The organism is Streptomyces hebeiensis (genome assembly GCF_052983195.1).
In genome coordinates, this window is record NZ_CM129812.1 from 5260695 (window position 1) to 5278039 (window position 17345).

Sequence of the window (17345 nt, forward strand, 5' to 3'; positions counted from 1 at the left end):
GGCGGGCGTACGAGGAACACCACGCGCCGCACCCACGATCGAGAGAAGCGCCAGCCAGCATGCCCACGCGCCACGACATCCGTAACGTCGCCATCGTCGCCCACGTCGACCATGGCAAGACCACTCTGGTCGACGCCATGCTGAAGCAGGCCGGGGCCTTCGCCGCGCACGCCGCCGAGCACCTCGACGAACGGATGATGGACTCGAACGACCTGGAGCGTGAGAAGGGCATCACGATCCTGGCGAAGAACACCGCCGTGAAGTACCACCCGAAGTCGGGTGGCGACCCCATCACCATCAACATCATCGACACCCCCGGCCACGCCGACTTCGGCGGCGAGGTCGAGCGCGGACTGTCCATGGTGGACGCGGTGGTCCTGCTGGTCGACGCCTCCGAGGGCCCGCTGCCGCAGACCCGCTTCGTGCTCCGCAAGGCGCTCGCGGCCAAGATGCCCGTCATCCTCTGCATCAACAAGACGGACCGGCCGGACTCCCGGATCGCCGAGGTCGTGGACGAGACGTACGACCTGTTCCTGGACCTGGACGCGACCGAGGAGCAGATCGAGTTCCCGATCGTCTACGCCTGCGCGCGGGACGGCGTGGCCTCGATGACCAAGCCGGAGGACGGCACGGTCCCCTCCGACAGCCAGAACCTGGAGCCGTTCTTCACCACGCTCCTGGAGCACGTGCCGGCGCCGGAGTACGACGAGTCCGCGCCGCTCCAGGCCCATGTCACCAACCTGGACGCCGACAACTTCCTCGGCCGTATCGCGCTCTGCCGGGTCGAGCAGGGCGAGCTGCGCAAGGGCCAGACCGTCACCTGGATCAAGCGTGACGGCTCGATGTCCAACGTCCGCATCACCGAGCTGCTGATGACCGAGGCGCTGACCCGCAAGCCGGCCGAGAAGGCGGGCCCCGGTGACATCTGCGCCATCGCCGGCATCCCGGACATCATGATCGGCGAGACGCTGGCCGACCCGGACAACCCGATCGCGCTGCCGCTGATCACGGTCGACGAGCCCGCGATCTCGATGACGATCGGCACGAACACCTCGCCGCTGGTCGGCAAGGGCGGCAAGGGCCACAAGGTCACCGCGCGCCAGGTCAAGGACCGCCTCGACCGCGAGCTGATCGGCAATGTCTCGCTGCGGGTGCTGGACACCGAGCGCCCCGACGCCTGGGAGGTGCAGGGCCGGGGCGAGCTGGCGCTGGCGATCCTGGTGGAGACCATGCGCCGGGAGGGCTTCGAGCTGACCGTCGGCAAGCCCGAGGTGGTCACCAAGCAGGTCGACGGCAAGACCTACGAGCCGATCGAGCGCATGACGATCGACTCGCCCGAGGAGCACCTGGGCGCCATCACCCAGCTGATGGCGGCGCGCAAGGGCCGTATGGAGACGATGACCAACCACGGCTCCGGCTGGATCCGCATGGAGTGGATCGTTCCGTCGCGCGGCCTGATCGGTTTCCGTACGGAGTTCCTGACCCAGACCCGCGGCACGGGCATCGCCCACTCGATCTTCGAGGGCCACGAGCCGTGGTTCGGCGAGCTGCGCACCCGCAACAACGGCTCGCTGGTCGCGGACCGCGCCGGTTCGGTGACCCCCTTCGCGATGATCAACCTCCAGGAGCGGGGCGTGATCTTCACGGAGCCCGGCACCGAGGTCTACGAGGGCATGATCATCGGCGAGAACTCACGCTCCGACGACATGGACGTGAACATCACCAAGGAGAAGAAGCTCACCAACATGCGGGCGGCGTCGGCCGATTCGACCGAGAACGTGGTCCCGCCGCGGAAGCTGTCGCTGGAGCAGTCGCTGGAGTTCTGCCGCGACGACGAGTGCATCGAGGTGACCCCGGAGACGGTCCGTATCCGCAAGGTCGTCCTGGACCAGCGGGAGCGCGCCCGCGCCGCCTCCCGCGCCAAGCACGCCTGACCCGGCCGCCCGGGCCGAGGCGCCCGGGGCCCGGAACCGCTCGGCGCGAGGCGCCCGGTCACCCCTTGAGTTCACAGGGGTGGCCGGGCGCCTCACGTCTTTCGCCGGGGCGCGGAGCGAAACATCGGCGCAGCAGAATTGGCGACTTCACGTCAAGCGCGTTTTCACGAGTGACGTCCGATTATCGACCTGTGATCTCCGAATGATGTGTTAACGGTCCGTTTCGCGGGTGTCTGCCTGAACTAACTTTGTCCGGATTTCGGGCGGACAGGGGGTGACGATGTTGTCAAAACGAGACCCATTAACTGTGGTTTACGGCCCGGCCGTACTTAATAGTTGGCCATTGAGCTCGGGTCAATGGGTCAGTGCGCTGTGGGGGTGCGTCGGCTCACGAGCACACTTCGGGGTCTTGGGAACACCGCACTGCGCAGAGTTGTCAGCGCGCGTAGACCGGGCCCCTCTGGCAGTGACAAGTGGACTCATGAGGAGGACCCCATGCGTGGTGCCGTCAGCACCGGCCGGGTCGGGCACACGGCCGTGGGCACGGTGGCGGCCGCGGCAGTGATCAGCGCGGGGGAAGGGCGATCGTGACCAGTCCCGTGCAGACCGAGGGCGACCGCACGTCCGCAGTTCCGGACGCGGCAGGCCCCAAGGACGGTTCCCAGGAGGCCAAGACGCCGGCCGGGCTCTCTCCCGGCCAGTTGATGTGGCGTCGCTTCCGGCGCGACAGGACCGGGGTCGTCTCCGCCTTCGTCGTCCTCTTCTTCTTCGTGGTCGCGCTCGCCGCACCGTTGATCAAGATGGTGTACGGCAAGGACCCGTACACCCTCTACGGCCAGGACAGCCTGGACCTGCTCGACGAGTTCAACATGCCGACCGGCACCTTCGGCGGGATGTCCCCGGACCACTGGTTCGGCATCGAGCCCAACCTGGGCCGCGACGTGTTCATGCAGCTGGTCTACGGCATGCGCACCTCGATCTACACCGCCCTGGCGGCCACCGTCCTGATGGTCCTCGTCGGCGTGGTGATCGGACTCGTCGGCGGTTACTACGGCGGCAAGGTCGACTACTGGCTCGGCCGGCTGACGGACTTCCTGCTGGGCTTCCCCAGCCAGCTGTTCTTCATCGCCTCCATGCCGGTGGTCGTGGCCGCCTTCGTCCGCCCCGACGAGGAGACCCCCACCGCGCTGCGCGCGGCGGCGATCATCGTCGTGCTCTCGACGCTGGGCTGGATGGGGCTCTCCCGGCTGATCCGGGCCGCCACCCTCTCCCTGCGCGAGCGGGAGTTCGTGGAGGCCGCGAAGATCGCGGGGGCCTCGCCCTGGCGCATCATCCGCAAGGAGCTGCTGCCCAACCTGGTGACGCCGATCCTGGTGCAGGCCACGCTGCTGCTCCCGTCCACCATTCTCTCGGTGGCCTTCCTCTCCTTCGTCGGGGTCGGGTTCGTCGAACCCACGCCCGACTGGGGCCGCATGTTCGCCACCGGCGCGAGCATCTACGAGCAGGACCCGGCCTACATGGTCTTCCCGGGTGTCGCCATGGTGATCTTCGTCGTGGCGTTCAACCTCCTCGGTGACTCGGTCCGAGACGCCTTCGACCCCAAGTCCGGACGCTGACGTCCAGCTGGGGGGAGCGCTGCCCCCCGGGCGCCGGGACGTACGTACCGGACGCGCCAGGCAGCACAGTTGGATCACTACTGACAGATGGGGACCCTCATCATGAGCATCTTTGGCACGCGCAGGACACGTGCTGCCGTCATCGCGCTGGCGGCCGGGTCGCTGGTGCTGACCGCCTGCGGCGGGAGCAATGACAGCGGCACCAAGGACAACAGCAAGACCCAGGAGGACGCCGCCAAGCAGTCGGCGGCCGTCACCTACGGCGACGCGAAGGCGTCCACCGGCCCGGCCGCCGAGGTCCCGGGCGCCAAGCCCGGCGGGACGATCTCCGTCCTCCAGGAGGACGACTTCTCCCACCTGGACCCGGGGCAGACGTACGTCAGCGACGGCAAGATCCTGGACCGGCTCATCCAGCGCGGCCTGACCCAGTACCAGGAGGACGACGAGGGCAAGCAGACCCTCGTCGGCGACCTGGCCACGGACTCCGGCAAGCAGACCGACGGCGGCAAGACCTGGACCTTCACCCTGAAGGACGGGCTGAAGGACCAGAACGGCACCGCCATCACCTCCGCCGACATCCGGCACACCATCGAGCGGATGTACGCCCCGTTCATCACGGACGGCCCGACCTACATCCAGCAGTGGCTCTCGGGCTCCGGCACCACCTACCGCAAGGCGCTCCCGGACGGACCGTACAAGGGCAAGCACCTGCCCGACTCGGTGCTCGCCACCCCGGACGAGAAGACGATCGTCTTCAAGTTCAAGGAGCCCCAGCCCGACCTGCCGCAGGCGCTCGCCATGCCCGGCTACTCGGTGGTGCCCGAGAAGACGGACACCAAGGAGAAGTACGACACGGCCCCCGTCGCGACGGGCCCGTACAAGATCGCCGAATTCAAGCCCGGCAAGTCGCTGAAGCTCGTCAAGAACACCAACTGGGACCCGAAGACCGACTCGGTCCGGCACCAGTACGTGGACGGCTTCAACATCGGGTTCAACCAGAGCGACGACGACCAGACCAAGACGCTGCTGGCCGACCGCGGCGAGGCCAAGAACTCCATCATGTTCACCGGCCAGGTCGCCACCAACCAGGTGCGCAACGTCGTCGAGGACCCCGAGGCGATGAAGCGCACCATCCAGGGGTACGCACCGTACGTCTGGCAGCTGAACTTCAACCTGGACCGGATGAAGGACAAGAAGGTCCGGGACGCCATCACCTACGCGCTGCCGAGCGCGCAGATCTACAAGCTCGACGGTGGCGCGTACGGCGGTGAGACGGCGACCGGCCTGATGTCGCCGACCACGCCCGGCTACGACAAGACGTACGACCCCTTCGGCAAGCTGAAGAAGCCGAACGGTGACGTCGAGAAGGCCAAGCAGCTGATCAAGGAGGCCGGCGCCGAGGGCAAGAAGGTCGTCTACGCCTACGCCAACACCCCGGTCCGCCAGCAGCAGTCCGTCGTCATCGCCGACCGGCTGAAGGCCATCGGCCTCGAGGTCGTGAAGAAGGAGATCGACCAGGCGACCTGGTACGAGCAGGTCGGCAAGGTCGACAACGGCCTGGACCTCTACATGACCGGCTGGGGCCAGGACTGGCCGTCCGCCTCCACGGTCTTCCCGCCGCTGTACGACGGCACGCAGCTCCAGGACGGTTCGTCGGTCTACTCGCACATCAACGACGAGAAGGTCAACAAGGAGATCGCCCGCATCCTGAAGATCACGGACCCGGCCGAGGCCCAGAAGGCCTGGGGCGCGCTGCACCGTGACATCGTCGAGCGGATCAACCCGGCGGCCCCGATCTACTACACCAAGGTGTTCCAGATCTTCGGCTCCAACGTCGGTGGGCTCCGTTACTCGGCGGACTCCAGCTATGTCGACGTGACGCGTCTGTACCTGAAGAAGTAGCGCGCGCGGGCGGACCCGGAGGCGCGCACCCGGCGGAGTGCGCGCCTCCGGTCCGCCCGGCACCACCCTCGACCCCCTCACAGCCGCCGTCCTGAGAGCAGCGACCTGCCATGCTTCAATTCCTCATTCGCCGGACGTTCGGCGCCATCCTGACCCTCTTCCTGATCAGTGCGGTCACGTTCTTCATGTTCTTCGCCATCCCGCAGGACCCCGCCCTGCTGGCCTGTGGCAAGAACTGCACTCCGGACGCGCTGGCTGTGATCCACCAGAACCTCGGCCTCGACAAGCCGGTGCCCGTGCAGTTCTGGAACTTCCTCGTCGGGATCTTCGCCGGCCGCGACTTCGCCGTCGGCCACTGCTCGGCCCCCTGCTTCGGTGTCTCCTTCAGCAACCAGCAGAACGTGTGGGACACCATCGTCGACCGGTTCCCCCTGACGCTCTCGCTCTCGGTGGGCGGCCTCATCGTCTTCCTGATCGTCGGCCTGGGCGCCGGCCTGATCGCCGCCAAGAACAAGGGCACCGCGATCGACAAGGTCTTCAGCTCCGCCTCGCTGGTGCTCACGTCGATGCAGATCTACTTCCTCGGCCCGGTCGTCCTCGGCCTCTTCGTCTACAGCACCGGCTGGCTGGACAAGCCCAGCTGGGTCCCGATCGGCGAGAGCGTCAGCGGCTGGTTCATGGGCCTGCTGATCCCCTGGCTCGTGATGTCGGTGATCTTCACCGCCAACTACACCCGCATGTCCCGGTCGACCATGATCGAACAGCTCCAGGAGGAGCACGTCAGGGCCGCCCGCGCCAAGGGCATGAGCAGCCGGTACGTCTTCTTCCGGTACGCCTGGCGCGGCTCGCTCATCCCGATCGTCACCATCCTGGGCATGGACCTCGGCGCCCTCTTCGGCGGCGCGATGGTCACCGAGATCACCTTCGGCCTGCCCGGCATCGGCCGGCTCGCCCGTGACTCGGTCATCGACAAGGACCTGCCGCTGACCATGGGCGTGATGATCGTCAGCGCCGCCTTCATCCTGCTGTTCAACCTGATCGTGGACGCCATGTACGCCGTGATCGACCCGCGCGTGCGCCTGTCCTAGGAGAGAAGACCGTGACCACACTCACCAAGACCGAGGACGCCCCGGCCCCGACCGACCCGGACGCCTTCCTGTCGGTGCGCGACCTGCGGGTGCACTTCTCCACCGAGGACGGTCTCGTCAAGGCCGTGGACGGGCTCTCCTTCGACCTGGAGCGCGGCCAGACCCTGGGCATCGTGGGCGAGTCGGGCTCCGGCAAGTCGGTGACCAACCTGTCCATCCTGGGTCTGCACAACCCGCAGTCCAGCACCATCACGGGCGAGATCCTGCTGGACGGCCAGGACCTCACCGACGCCTCGGACAAGGAGCTGGAGAAGCTCCGGGGCAACAAGATGGCGATGATCTTCCAGGACGCGCTGACCGCCCTGTCGCCGTACTACACCGTCGGCCGGCAGATCGCCGAGCCGTACATGAAGCACACCGGCGCGAGCAAGAAGGAGGCCCGGGCGCGGGCCGTCGAGATGCTCGGCAAGGTCGGCATCCCGGACCCGAAGAACCGGGTGGACGACTACCCGCACCAGTTCTCCGGCGGTATGCGCCAGCGCGCCATGATCGCCATGTCGCTGGTCTGCAACCCCGAGCTGCTGATCGCCGACGAGCCGACGACCGCGCTGGACGTGACCGTCCAGGCGCAGATCCTCGACCTGCTCAAGGACCTCCAGCAGGAGTTCGGCTCCGCGATCATCCTGATCACCCATGACCTCGGAGTCGTCGCCAACGTCGCCGACGACCTGCTGGTGATGTACGCGGGCCGGGCCGTCGAGCGCGGCTCCGTACGCGAGGTGCTCAAGCGGCCCGAGCACCCCTACACCTGGGGCCTGCTGGGTTCGATGCCCCGCCTGGCGTCCGATGTGAGCGAGCCGCTGCGGCCCATCCCGGGCTCCCCGCCCAGCCTGCTGAACCCGCCCGCCGGCTGCGCCTTCAACCCCCGGTGCGACTATGTCGACCTGGTGGGCGGGGGACGCTGCACCAGCGAGCGTCCGCTGCTGCCCGCGGGGCGCGGCTCCGCCTGCCATCTGGAGGCGGAGCGCAAGCAGCAGGTTTTCATCGAGAAGATTCAGCCCCGGCTGGGCTGATGTACCGGCGACTGGGGCAATGACCATGAGCGAGAAGAACACCAACACCACCGTCGAGGACGCGGTGCCGCCGCCCCGCGCGGCCGCCTCGTCCGAGCCGCTGCTCGAAGTGAAGGGCCTGACCAAGCACTTCCCGATCTACGGCGGCTTCCCCATCAAGCGCAAGGTGGGCGCCGTCCAGGCCGTGGACGGGGTGACCCTGAGCGTCTACCCGGGCGAGAGCCTCGGGCTGGTCGGCGAGTCCGGCTGCGGCAAGTCCACCACCGGCCGGCTGCTCACCCGGCTGCTGGAGCCGACGGACGGCTCGATCACGTACAAGGGCCAGGACATCACGCACGCGGGCCGCAAGCAGCTGGCGCCCATCCGGTCCGAGATCCAGATGATCTTCCAGGACCCGTACGCCTCGCTGAACCCCCGGCAGACGGTCGGCACGATCATCTCCAGCCCGATGGAGATCAACGGCATCAATCCGCCGCAGGGCCGGGAGGCCCGGGTCCGGGAGCTGCTGGAGATCGTCGGCCTCAACCCGGAGCACTACAACCGCTTCCCGCACGAGTTCTCCGGCGGTCAGCGCCAGCGCATCGGGGTCGCCCGCGCGCTCGCCCTGGAGCCCAAGCTGATCGTCGCCGACGAGCCGGTCTCGGCGCTCGACGTCTCCATCCAGGCGCAGGTCGTCAACCTGCTCCAGGAACTCCAGCGGGACCTCGGCATCGCCTTCGTCTTCATCGCCCACGACCTGTCGATCGTGCGGCACTTCTCCGAGCGCGTCGCCGTGATGTACCTCGGCAAGGTGGTGGAGGTCGCGGACCGCGACTCGCTGTACGAGCGGCCCCGCCACCCGTACACCCACGCGCTGCTGTCGGCGGTGCCCGAGGCGGACCTCGACCAGGAGAAGCGCGAGCGCATCCGGCTGGCCGGGGACGTTCCGTCGCCGATCATGCCGCCGTCGGGCTGCCGGTTCCGTACGCGCTGCTGGAAGGCGCAGGAGAAGTGCGCGACGGAGGAGCCGCCGTTGATCCAGCTCTCCGGAAGCCGCGAGGGACACCTGACGGCCTGCCACTTCCCGGAGGAGCCGACCACCGAGGCGCGCGAGACGGACGTCGTCATGGACCCGGCGCTGGTGGCGATCGAGAAGGAGCTGTCCGGCGAGGAGTGACGCGGCGCCGCCCGCGCAGGGCGCCGGTACGCGCACGGGCCCGTACCCGAGGACAGCCTCGGGTACGGGCCCGTGGCGTTCGGCGTCCCACCGGCCGGCACGCCGGTGACGGCGGATCGCACAAACGTCCGGGCCGGCCGGGCGCGGCGCGGCCCGACGCCCGTACAGCCGTCCCCCGCGTGCGGGGCGGTGCCGTCCGGGGTCTATTGGGGGCACACGCCGCCCGCGTCCGACGAGGAGGGCCCCCATGCGTCTCGCCGCCCCCGGTCCGCCGGCGCGGTCCGTGTGCGCGGGGGCCGCGCTGGTGCTGACGGGGACGGTGGGGGTCGCGGGCTGCGGCGGGGGAGCCGGGGGCGCCATCGGCAGCGGGGTCACCGGGATCGTGCGCGCCTCCTGGGGCGACCCGCAGAATCCGCTGGAACCGGCGAACACCAACGAGGTCCAGGGCGGCAAGGTCCTCGACATGATCTTCCGGGGGCTCAAGCGGTACGACCCCAGGACCGGACGGGCCGAGAACGCGCTCGCCGAGAAGATCGAGACCACCGACTCCACGCACTACACCGTCACCGTCAAGGACGGCTGGCGGTTCAGCGACGGTGAGAAGGTCACCGCGAAATCCTTCGTGACCGCCTGGAACTACGGCGCGCACCTCAAGAACAACCAGAAGAACGCCTACTTCTTCCAGTACATCGACGGATACGACAAGGTCCACCCGGCCTCGGGCGAACCCACCGCGACCACCCTCTCGGGGCTGCGGATCACCGGCCCCCGGACGTTCTCCGTCACCCTGTCCCAGCGGTTCTCCACCTGGCCGGACACCCTCGGCTACGCCGCCTTCGCGCCCCTGCCCACCGCGTTCTTCGAGCACCACGACGCCTGGCTGGCCAAGCCCGTCGGCAACGGACCGTACCGCGTCGAGAAATACACCAGGGGCGCCCAGATGTCCCTGCGCGCCTGGAAGGGATATCCCGGCCGGGACGCGGCGCGCAACGGCGGTGTGGACCTCGTCGTCTACACGGACAACAACACCGCCTACACCGACCTCGTCTCGGGGAACCTCGACCTCGTCGACGACATTCCGGCCGCCCAGCTGAGGAACGTGCGGAAGGATCTCGACGGCCGGTACCTCAACACCCCCGCCGGAATCATCCAGATGCTCGCCTTCCCCTTCTACGACCGGAGATGGAACACCCCGGGAGCGGCCAAGGTCCGCACCGGCCTGTCCATGGCCATCGACCGTGAGCAGATCACCAGGACCATCTTCCGCTCCACCCGCACCCCCGCCACCGACTGGACCTCCCCGGTCCTCGGCGCCGCCGGCGGCTACCGGCCCGGGCTCTGCGGCCGCGCCTGCCGGTACGACCCCGCCGCCGCCCGGCGGATGGTCTCGGACGGCGGCGGCATCCCCGGCGGCCGGCTCACGATCACCTACAACACCGACACCGGCTCCCACAAGGACTGGGTCGACGCCGTCTGCAACAGCGTCAACAACGTGCTGCGCGACGACCACGCGTGCGTGGGCAGCCCCGTCGGCACCTACGCGGACTTCCGGAACAAGATCGGGCGGCACAAGCTGACCGGCCCGTTCAGGGCGGGCTGGCAGATGGACTACCCGCTGATCCAGAACTTCCTCCAGCCGCTCTACTACACGGGCGCCTCGTCCAACGACGGCGGCTGGAGCGACAGCAGGTTCGACGCCCTGGTCGACCGGGCGAACGCGGAGACCGGGACGAAGACCGCCGTCGCCACCTTCCAGCGCGCCGAGGAGGCCGTACGGGACGCGATGGCGACCATCCCGCTCTGGTACCAGAACGGCAGCGCCGGGTACTCGGACCGGATCCGCCACGTGGAACTGAACCCCTTCAGCGTGCCGGTCTTCGACGAGATCGACGTCAGGTGAGGGGGCGACGGGCATGGGACGGTATGTGACCCGGCGGCTGCTCCAGATGATCCCCGTCTTCGTCGGCACCACCCTGCTGATCTTCCTGATGGTCCATGTGATGGGCGACCCCGTCGCGGGCCTGTGCGGGGAGCGCCAGTGCGACCCGGCGACCGAGGCCCGGCTGCGCCAGGAGTTCGGCCTCGACCAGCCGGTGTGGCGGCAGTACCTCACCTACATGGGGAACGTCTTCTCCGGCGACTTCGGCACCGCCTTCAACGGGCAGCGGGTCATCGACCTGATGGCCACGGCCTTCCCGGTCACCCTCCGGCTGACACTCGTGGCGGTCGTCCTCGAGGTCGTCATCGGGATCACCCTGGGCGTCGTCACGGGCCTGCGCCGGGGCCGGCCCGTCGACACCTCCGTACTGCTGCTGACCCTGATGGCCGTCTCCGTGCCGATCTTCGTGACCGGTCTGCTGGCGCAGCTCCTGCTCGGCGTCGAGTGGCGGCTGGTCCCGCCCGCGGTCTCCGCCGCCGCGCCCCTGGACGAGCTGATCGTGCCCGGGCTGGTGCTGGCCTCCGTCTCCCTCGCGTACGTCACCCGGCTCACCCGCACCTCGGTCGCCGAGAACGCGCGGGCGGACTACGTCCGTACCGCCGTCGCCAAGGGCCTGCCCCGGCACCGGGTGATCACCCGGCACCTGCTGCGCAACTCGCTGATCCCGGTCGTCACCTTCATCGGGACGGATGTCGGCGCGCTGATGGGCGGGGCCATCGTCACCGAGCGGATCTTCAACATCCACGGCGTCGGCTTCCAGCTCTACCAGGGCATCCTGCGCCAGAACACCCAGACGGTCGTCGGGTTCGTGACCGTGCTCGTGATCGTCTTCCTGCTGGCGAACCTGCTGGTCGACGTGGTGTACGCGGTGCTCGACCCGAGGATCCGCCATGCCTGAGCCGCGCGTGTCCCCGGCCGGTGACGGAGCCGCGCCCCGGGCCGGCGAGCGGGCCGCCTTCGGCGCCGGCGCGGGAGCGGCGGCACGGTCGGACCGGGCCGGCGGGGGCGCCGGGCCCCCGGCCGGTGACGGAGCCGTCGCGGCGACCGGCGCCGGTGGCGCGATGGACCTCGCGATCAGCGAGGGTGCCGCCCGGGAACGCGGTCCCGAGGGTCCCCCCGGTCCCCGGGGGACCGCCCCCGGGGACACCGGGCCGGGCGGCGGCGGACCCGCGGGGCGGCCGCGCGGACTGTGGGCGGACGCCTGGCGCGATCTGCGCCGCGACCCCGTCTTCGTGGTCTCCGCGCTCGTCATCGTCTTCCTGGTGGTCATCGCCGTCCGGCCGTCCCTGATCGCCGGCGGCAATCCCCTCTCCTGCGACCTCGGCCGCGCCCAGGAGGGAGCCCGGCCCGGCCACCCCTTCGGCTTCACGGCACAGGGCTGCGACGTCTACACCCGTACGGTGTACGGCGCCCGGACCTCGGTCGTCGTCGGTGTCCTCGCCAGCCTCGGCGTCGCCCTCATCGGATCGGTCCTCGGCGGACTCGCCGGATTCTTCGGCGGGTTCTGGGACACGGCCCTGTCCCGGGTGACCGACATCTTCTTCGGGATCCCCGTGGTGCTCGGCGGACTCGTGCTGCTGTCGGTGGTGACCAGCTCCACCGTCTGGCCGGTCATCGGCTTCATGGTGCTGCTCACCTGGCCCCAGCTCTCCCGGATCGCCCGCGGCTCCGTCCTCTGGGTCAAGCAGAACGACTTCGTCCAGGCGGCCCGGGCACTGGGTGCGTCCAGTACGCGGCTGCTGCTCCGGCACATCCTGCCGAACGCCGTCGCGCCGGTGATCGTCGTGGCGACCATCGCGCTGAGCACGTTCATCGCCCTGGAGGCGACCCTCTCCTACCTCGGGGTGGGCCTCAAACCGCCGGCCGTGTCCTGGGGGATCGACATCTCCAACGCCTCGCCGTACATCCGCAACTCGCCGCACATGCTGCTCTGGCCGGCCGGCGCGCTGGCGGTCACGGTGCTCGCGTTCATCATGCTCGGCGACGCGGTACGCGACGCCCTCGACCCCAAGCTGAGGTGATCCGTGGCACTGCTGGAGGTGACCGGCCTGCACGTCGAGTTCCGTACCCGGGACGGGACCGTCCCGGCCGTGAGCGGCGTCGGCTACCGGGTGGACGCGGGGGAGACCCTCGCGGTCCTCGGCGAGTCGGGCTCCGGCAAGTCCGTCACCGCCCAGGCGGTCATGGGCATCCTGGACTCGCCGCCGGGCCGGATCACGGCCGGCCGGGTGCTGTTCCGGGGCCAGGACCTGCTGACGCTCAAGGAGGAGCGGCGGCGCCGGATCCGGGGCGCCGAGATGGCGATGATCTTCCAGGACGCGCTCTCCGCGCTCAATCCCGTGCTCACCGTGGGCAGCCAGCTCGGCGAGATGTTCACCGTGCACCGGGGCATGTCCCGCAAGGCCGCGCGGGCCGAGGCGGTGCGGCTGATGGACCGGGTCGGGATCCCGGCGGCGAAGGACCGGGCCGGGGACTACCCGCACCAGTTCTCCGGCGGCATGCGCCAGCGCATCATGATCGCGATGGCGCTGGCCCTGGAGCCCGCGCTGATCATCGCCGACGAGCCGACCACCGCCCTGGACGTGACCGTTCAGGCCCAGGTCATGGACCTCCTGGCGGAGCTGCGCCGGGAACTGGCCATGGGGCTCGTCCTGATCACCCACGACCTGGGCGTCGTCGCGGACGTCGCCGACCGGATCGTGGTGATGTACGCGGGCCGGATCGTCGAGAGCGCGCCCGTGCGCGACCTCTACCGGCGCCCGGCCCACCCGTACACCGAGGGCCTGCTGGAATCCGTCCCGCGCGTGGACCGCAAGGGGCGCGAACTGTACGCCATCAAGGGGCAGCCGCCGAACCCGCGCCGGATCCCGCCCGGCTGCGCCTTCCACCCGCGCTGTCCCCGCGCGCGGGAGGTGTGCGGGACGGAGGTGCCGCCCCTGTTCGAGGTGGCGCCGGAACGGACGAGCGCGTGCTTCTTCTGGAGGGAGACACCGGGCGGGACGGGGACATCGGGCGGGGCGGAGGTGGGCCATGGCTGAGCGGGCGGCCGAGCCGATCCTGGAAGTGCGGGACCTCGTCAAGCACTATCCACTGACCCGCGGAGTCCTGTTCAAGAAGCGGACCGGGGCCGTACGGGCGGTCGACGGAGTCTCCTTCGAGCTGGCCGCCGGCGAGACGCTGGGGATCGTGGGGGAGTCCGGCTGCGGCAAGTCGACCGTCGCGCGGACGCTGGTGCACCTGGAGCGCCCCACGGCGGGCCGGATCCGCTACCGGGGCGAGGACATCACCAGGCTCTCGGGCCGGGCCCTGAAGGCGGTCCGGCGGAACATCCAGATGGTGTTCCAGGACCCGTACACCTCGCTCAACCCGCGGATGACCGTGGGCGACATCGTCGGGGAGCCGTACGAGATCCACCCCGAGGCCGCGCCGAAGGGCGACCGGCGGCGCCGCGTGCGCGAACTGCTGGAGGTGGTCGGGCTGGACCCCGACTACGCGGGCCGCTACCCGCACCAGTTCTCCGGCGGCCAGCGCCAGCGCATCGGCATCGCCCGCGGCCTCGCGCTGCGCCCGGAGATCATCGTCGCAGACGAACCGGTCTCGGCCCTCGACGTCTCCGTCCAGGCCCAGGTCGTCAACCTGATGGAACGGCTCCAGGCCGAGTTCGGCCTGGCGTACGTCTTCATCGCCCACGACCTCTCGGTCGTCCGGCACATCTCGGACCGGGTCGCGGTGATGTACCTGGGGCGGCTGGCCGAGACCGGGACGGACACCGAGATCTACGAGCACCCCACCCACCCCTACACGCGGGCGCTGCTGTCCGCCGTGCCGCGGCCGGACCCCGCGGCGCGGGCGCGGCGGGCGCGGATCCCGCTGGCGGGGGAGGTGCCGTCCCCGGCGCACCCGCCGTCGGGCTGCCGGTTCCGTACGCGCTGCTGGAAGGCGCGGGAGAGATGCGCGCGGGAGGTTCCCGAACTGGCGGTGCCGGAGGCGTACCGGGCCTCGGGCGGTCCCGCCGCGCACCCGTCGGCCTGCCACTTCGCGGCGGAGCCGGACGAGCCGTACGAGCCGGACGAGCCGTACGGGACGGGCGAGGCCGGACGGGGCGCGTGAGGACGCCGGGCCACCCGGCCGGCCACCCGTAATGTCCGCCAACGTCGTTAACGCGAGCGCAACTTGGCCGACCCGGCACCGATATACGGACGCGGCACGCTTATCGGCGTACGGCCGTGCGGGTGCCGTAGACCGGCCGGGACTCCAGGGTCCCGGCCGGTCGCCCGACTCCGACGCCTGTTCCGCCTCTCAGGGCGCGGTGCGTCCGGACATGCCCAGCGAACGCTTCAGGAAGTCCACTTGGAGCAGCAGCATGTTCTCCGCGACCTCCTCCTGCGGCGTCATGTGGCTCACCCCGGTCAGCGGCAGCACCTCGTGCGGCCGGCCCGCCGCGAGCAGCGCCGCGGAGAGCCGGAGCGTGTGGGCCATGAACACGTTGTCGTCGGCGAAGCCGTGGACGAGCATCATGGGCCGCGCGGGCTCGGCGGGGGAGGAGAGCCCGTCGTCCGTGATCAGGGAGTGGGCCGCGTACACCTCGGGCGCCTCGTCGGGGAGGCCGTAGTAGCGCTCCATGTAGTGCGTGTCGTACAGCCGTACGTCGGTGACGGGGGCGCCCACCACGGCCGCGTGGAAGACGTCGGGGCGGCGCAGGACGGCCAGCCCGGCCAGCCAGCCGCCGCCCGACCAGCCGCGCATCGCCACCCGGCCGGTGTCCAGCGGGTACCGCCCGGCCAGGTCGTGGAGCGCCTCGATCTGGTCGTCCAGCGCGAGCAGCATGTTGTTCTTGACGGCCTTCTCCCAGGCCGGGGAGCGGCCGGGGGTGCCCCGGCCGTCGGCGACGATCACCGCGAACCCCTGGTCGGCGAACCACTGCGACGTCAGGTGCGGGTTGTGCGCGGCGACCACCCGCTGGCCGTGGGGGCAGGCGTAGGGGTCCATCAGGACCGGCAGCGGACCGTCCGACTCCTGGTAGCCGGTGGGGAGCAGGACGGCGCAGGGAATGCGGGTCGTGCCCGCCTCGGTGAGCTGTGCGCGCGCCGTGAGCGCCGGCCGCTCGGCGTACGAGGCGATGACGGCGATCCGCTTGCCGTCCCTGAGCACCTGTACGGAGGCGCCGGGGGCGTCCGGCCGTGCCGAGACGAGTACGGTCACGGCGCCCGTCCGCACGGCCGAGTGCAGCCCCGGTCCTTCCGAGAGCCGCTCGACGCCCAGTTCGTCGACCCGGTACACGTGGACCTCGCCGGTCTCGGGCTCGGGGGCCTCCTCGCCCGCCGACGCGGAGATCAGGACGTCGTCCTCGCCGATGTCCAGCACGGCGCGCGGGTGCAGCCGCGCTCCGGTCAGCGGGCGGTCACCGACCATCAGGACCCGGGCGCCGCCCTCGTCCGCGAGCCGGACGAGCCGCCCGTCGGCCGCCCAGGCGGGGGCCCCGGCGGAGAGCTCCAGCCAGGCCGGGTCCTCGTCGTGGTGGACGGTGCGGGTGGCGCCGGTCTCCGTGTCGACCGCGAGGTGGAGCTGGGTGCGCTGGTCCCGGCTCTGGACGAGCAGCAGAGGGGCGCCGGCCGAGGACCAGTGGACGCGGGCGAGGTAGGGGTAGCGGGCGCGGTCCCAGAGCACTTCCGTACGGCTGCGGGAGGGGCGGTCCGCGGGTACGGACGACGCGTCCGGGGCAGCCGTGGGTTCCGGGGTGTCCGTGGCGTCCCCCGCGTGGAGATCGACCAGAAAGAGCCGCACGTCCGCGTTGGGGGTGCCCGCGGCCGGGTAGGCGACGGAGGCCGGTTCGCGGTCGGGGTGCGCCGGGTCGGAGATCCACCAGCGGTGCACCGGGGCCGTGTCCGCCCGCTCGACCAGCAGCCTGTCGGATCCAGGAGACCACCAGAAGCCCCGTGTGCGGCCCATCTCCTCGGCCGCGATGAATTCCGCCAGCCCGTAGGTGACATCGCCTCCAGCGGCCTCCTGCGGCGTTTCGTGGCCCGCGAGTTCGCGGTCGCCCGTGCCGTCCGCGCCGATCACCCGCAGCGTGCCCCGCGACACGTACGCGATGTGCCGTCCGTCCGGCGCGGGTCTCGGGTCGATCACCGGCCCCCGCGCGGGCAGTTGGCGGGCCGTCCCGGCGCGCAGCTCCGCGGCGAAGAGCCGGCCCGAGAGGGTGAAGGCGGCCAGTTCGACCGCGCTGTCGACCGCGTACCCGACGATCCCGGCCGACCCCTCGCGGCTGCGCTCGCGCCGGGCCCGCTCCTCGGGCGTGAGCCGCTCGGCGCCGCCGCCCAGCAGCACCGCGGGGTCCGCCGCGACCCGTTCCCGGCCGCCCCCGCCGACGGCGGAACCGCCCGGGCCGCGCAGGTCCAGCACCCAGAGGCGGTTCGTCAGTTCCGTGCCGCCGGCGGACCGCAGGAAGACGACCCGCTCTCCGTCCGGGGACACGGTGAAGGAGCGCGGGGCGCCGAGCGTGAACCGCTGGGTCCTCGCCGACTGCCGCGGAAACGAGACGTGCTGGCTCAAGGTCATACGACCGAAAGTAGCGCTCGTGCGCCCCCCTGTGCTGCCATGCACCGATCGATGCGTGGGTACGGATAGTTATGATCTG

General features: G+C 70.4%; 12 protein-coding genes. 11 read left to right on the plus strand and 1 reads right to left on the minus strand.

The annotated features are described in order from the left end of the window. Positions 1–59 precede the first annotated feature (59 nt). The 11 genes from typA to ACU6P3_RS22730 all read left to right on the plus strand — a co-directional run bounded on the left by typA (position 60) and on the right by ACU6P3_RS22730 (position 14818). Positions 60–1934 carry a translational GTPase TypA gene (gene typA, locus ACU6P3_RS22680; protein WP_447193879.1) on the plus strand — a complete coding sequence of 625 codons (1875 nt, stop codon included), beginning with the start codon at positions 60–62 and terminating at the stop codon, positions 1932–1934. A 587-nt stretch (positions 1935–2521) separates the two neighbouring features. Continuing rightward, a complete protein-coding gene (locus ACU6P3_RS22685; RefSeq protein ID WP_447193880.1) occupies positions 2522–3550 on the plus strand; it encodes an ABC transporter permease in 1029 nt (342 codons plus the stop codon). A gap of 102 nt (positions 3551–3652) precedes the next feature. After that, entirely contained in the window at positions 3653–5452 is a 1800-nt protein-coding gene (locus ACU6P3_RS22690; RefSeq protein WP_447193881.1) for an ABC transporter substrate-binding protein, read from the plus strand. A gap of 110 nt (positions 5453–5562) precedes the next feature. Then, positions 5563–6540 (plus strand): ABC transporter permease, encoded by a 978-nt coding sequence (locus ACU6P3_RS22695; RefSeq protein WP_030749732.1) that lies wholly within the window; start codon positions 5563–5565, stop codon positions 6538–6540. 11 nt (positions 6541–6551) lie between these two features. After that, on the plus strand, positions 6552–7613 hold the full coding sequence (locus ACU6P3_RS22700) for an ABC transporter ATP-binding protein (RefSeq protein ID WP_344270228.1): 1062 nt from the start codon (positions 6552–6554) through the stop codon (positions 7611–7613). A 25-nt stretch (positions 7614–7638) separates the two neighbouring features. Continuing rightward, complete coding sequence (locus ACU6P3_RS22705) at positions 7639–8769, plus strand: ABC transporter ATP-binding protein (RefSeq protein ID WP_344270231.1); 1131 nt, start codon at positions 7639–7641, stop codon at positions 8767–8769. A 247-nt stretch (positions 8770–9016) separates the two neighbouring features. Beyond that, positions 9017–10669, plus strand: a complete 1653-nt coding sequence (locus tag ACU6P3_RS22710; protein ID WP_447193882.1) for a peptide ABC transporter substrate-binding protein — start codon at positions 9017–9019, stop codon at positions 10667–10669. Between the two features lie 13 nt (positions 10670–10682). Next, a complete protein-coding gene (locus ACU6P3_RS22715) occupies positions 10683–11606 on the plus strand; it encodes an ABC transporter permease (RefSeq protein ID WP_447193883.1) in 924 nt (307 codons plus the stop codon). A gap of 163 nt (positions 11607–11769) precedes the next feature. Further along, positions 11770–12729 (plus strand): ABC transporter permease, encoded by a 960-nt coding sequence (locus ACU6P3_RS22720; protein ID WP_447198019.1) that lies wholly within the window; start codon positions 11770–11772, stop codon positions 12727–12729. A gap of 3 nt (positions 12730–12732) precedes the next feature. Then, a complete protein-coding gene (locus tag ACU6P3_RS22725) occupies positions 12733–13746 on the plus strand; it encodes an ABC transporter ATP-binding protein (RefSeq protein WP_447193884.1) in 1014 nt (337 codons plus the stop codon). Continuing rightward, the gene (locus ACU6P3_RS22730; RefSeq protein WP_447193885.1) at positions 13739–14818 is read left to right on the plus strand and encodes an ABC transporter ATP-binding protein; all 1080 of its coding nucleotides are present in this window, start codon (positions 13739–13741) and stop codon (positions 14816–14818) included. The genes ACU6P3_RS22725 and ACU6P3_RS22730 overlap by 8 nt, the downstream gene beginning before the upstream one ends. A 189-nt stretch (positions 14819–15007) precedes the next feature. Here ACU6P3_RS22730 and ACU6P3_RS22735 read toward each other — a convergent pair whose 3' ends face one another. Continuing rightward, a complete protein-coding gene (locus ACU6P3_RS22735) occupies positions 15008–17266 on the minus strand; it encodes a prolyl oligopeptidase family serine peptidase (protein WP_447193886.1) in 2259 nt (752 codons plus the stop codon). Between the last annotated feature and the right edge of the window lie 79 nt (positions 17267–17345).

Bases quoted from the DNA above. Each gene is read 5' to 3' on its own strand.
- typA (WP_447193879.1), top strand. From the start codon at position 60: ATGCCCACGCGCCACGACATCCGTAACGTCGCCATCGTCGCCCACGTC.
- ACU6P3_RS22690 (WP_447193881.1), top strand. From the start codon at position 3,653: ATGAGCATCTTTGGCACGCGCAGGACACGTGCTGCCGTCATCGCGCTG.
- ACU6P3_RS22695 (WP_030749732.1), top strand. From the start codon at position 5,563: ATGCTTCAATTCCTCATTCGCCGGACGTTCGGCGCCATCCTGACCCTC.
- ACU6P3_RS22705 (WP_344270231.1), top strand. From the start codon at position 7,639: ATGAGCGAGAAGAACACCAACACCACCGTCGAGGACGCGGTGCCGCCG.
- ACU6P3_RS22710 (WP_447193882.1), top strand. From the start codon at position 9,017: ATGCGTCTCGCCGCCCCCGGTCCGCCGGCGCGGTCCGTGTGCGCGGGG.
- ACU6P3_RS22715 (WP_447193883.1), top strand. From the start codon at position 10,683: ATGGGACGGTATGTGACCCGGCGGCTGCTCCAGATGATCCCCGTCTTC.
- ACU6P3_RS22720 (WP_447198019.1), top strand. From the start codon at position 11,770: ATGGACCTCGCGATCAGCGAGGGTGCCGCCCGGGAACGCGGTCCCGAG.
- ACU6P3_RS22730 (WP_447193885.1), top strand. From the start codon at position 13,739: ATGGCTGAGCGGGCGGCCGAGCCGATCCTGGAAGTGCGGGACCTCGTC.
- ACU6P3_RS22735 (WP_447193886.1), bottom strand. From the start codon at position 17,266: ATGACCTTGAGCCAGCACGTCTCGTTTCCGCGGCAGTCGGCGAGGACC.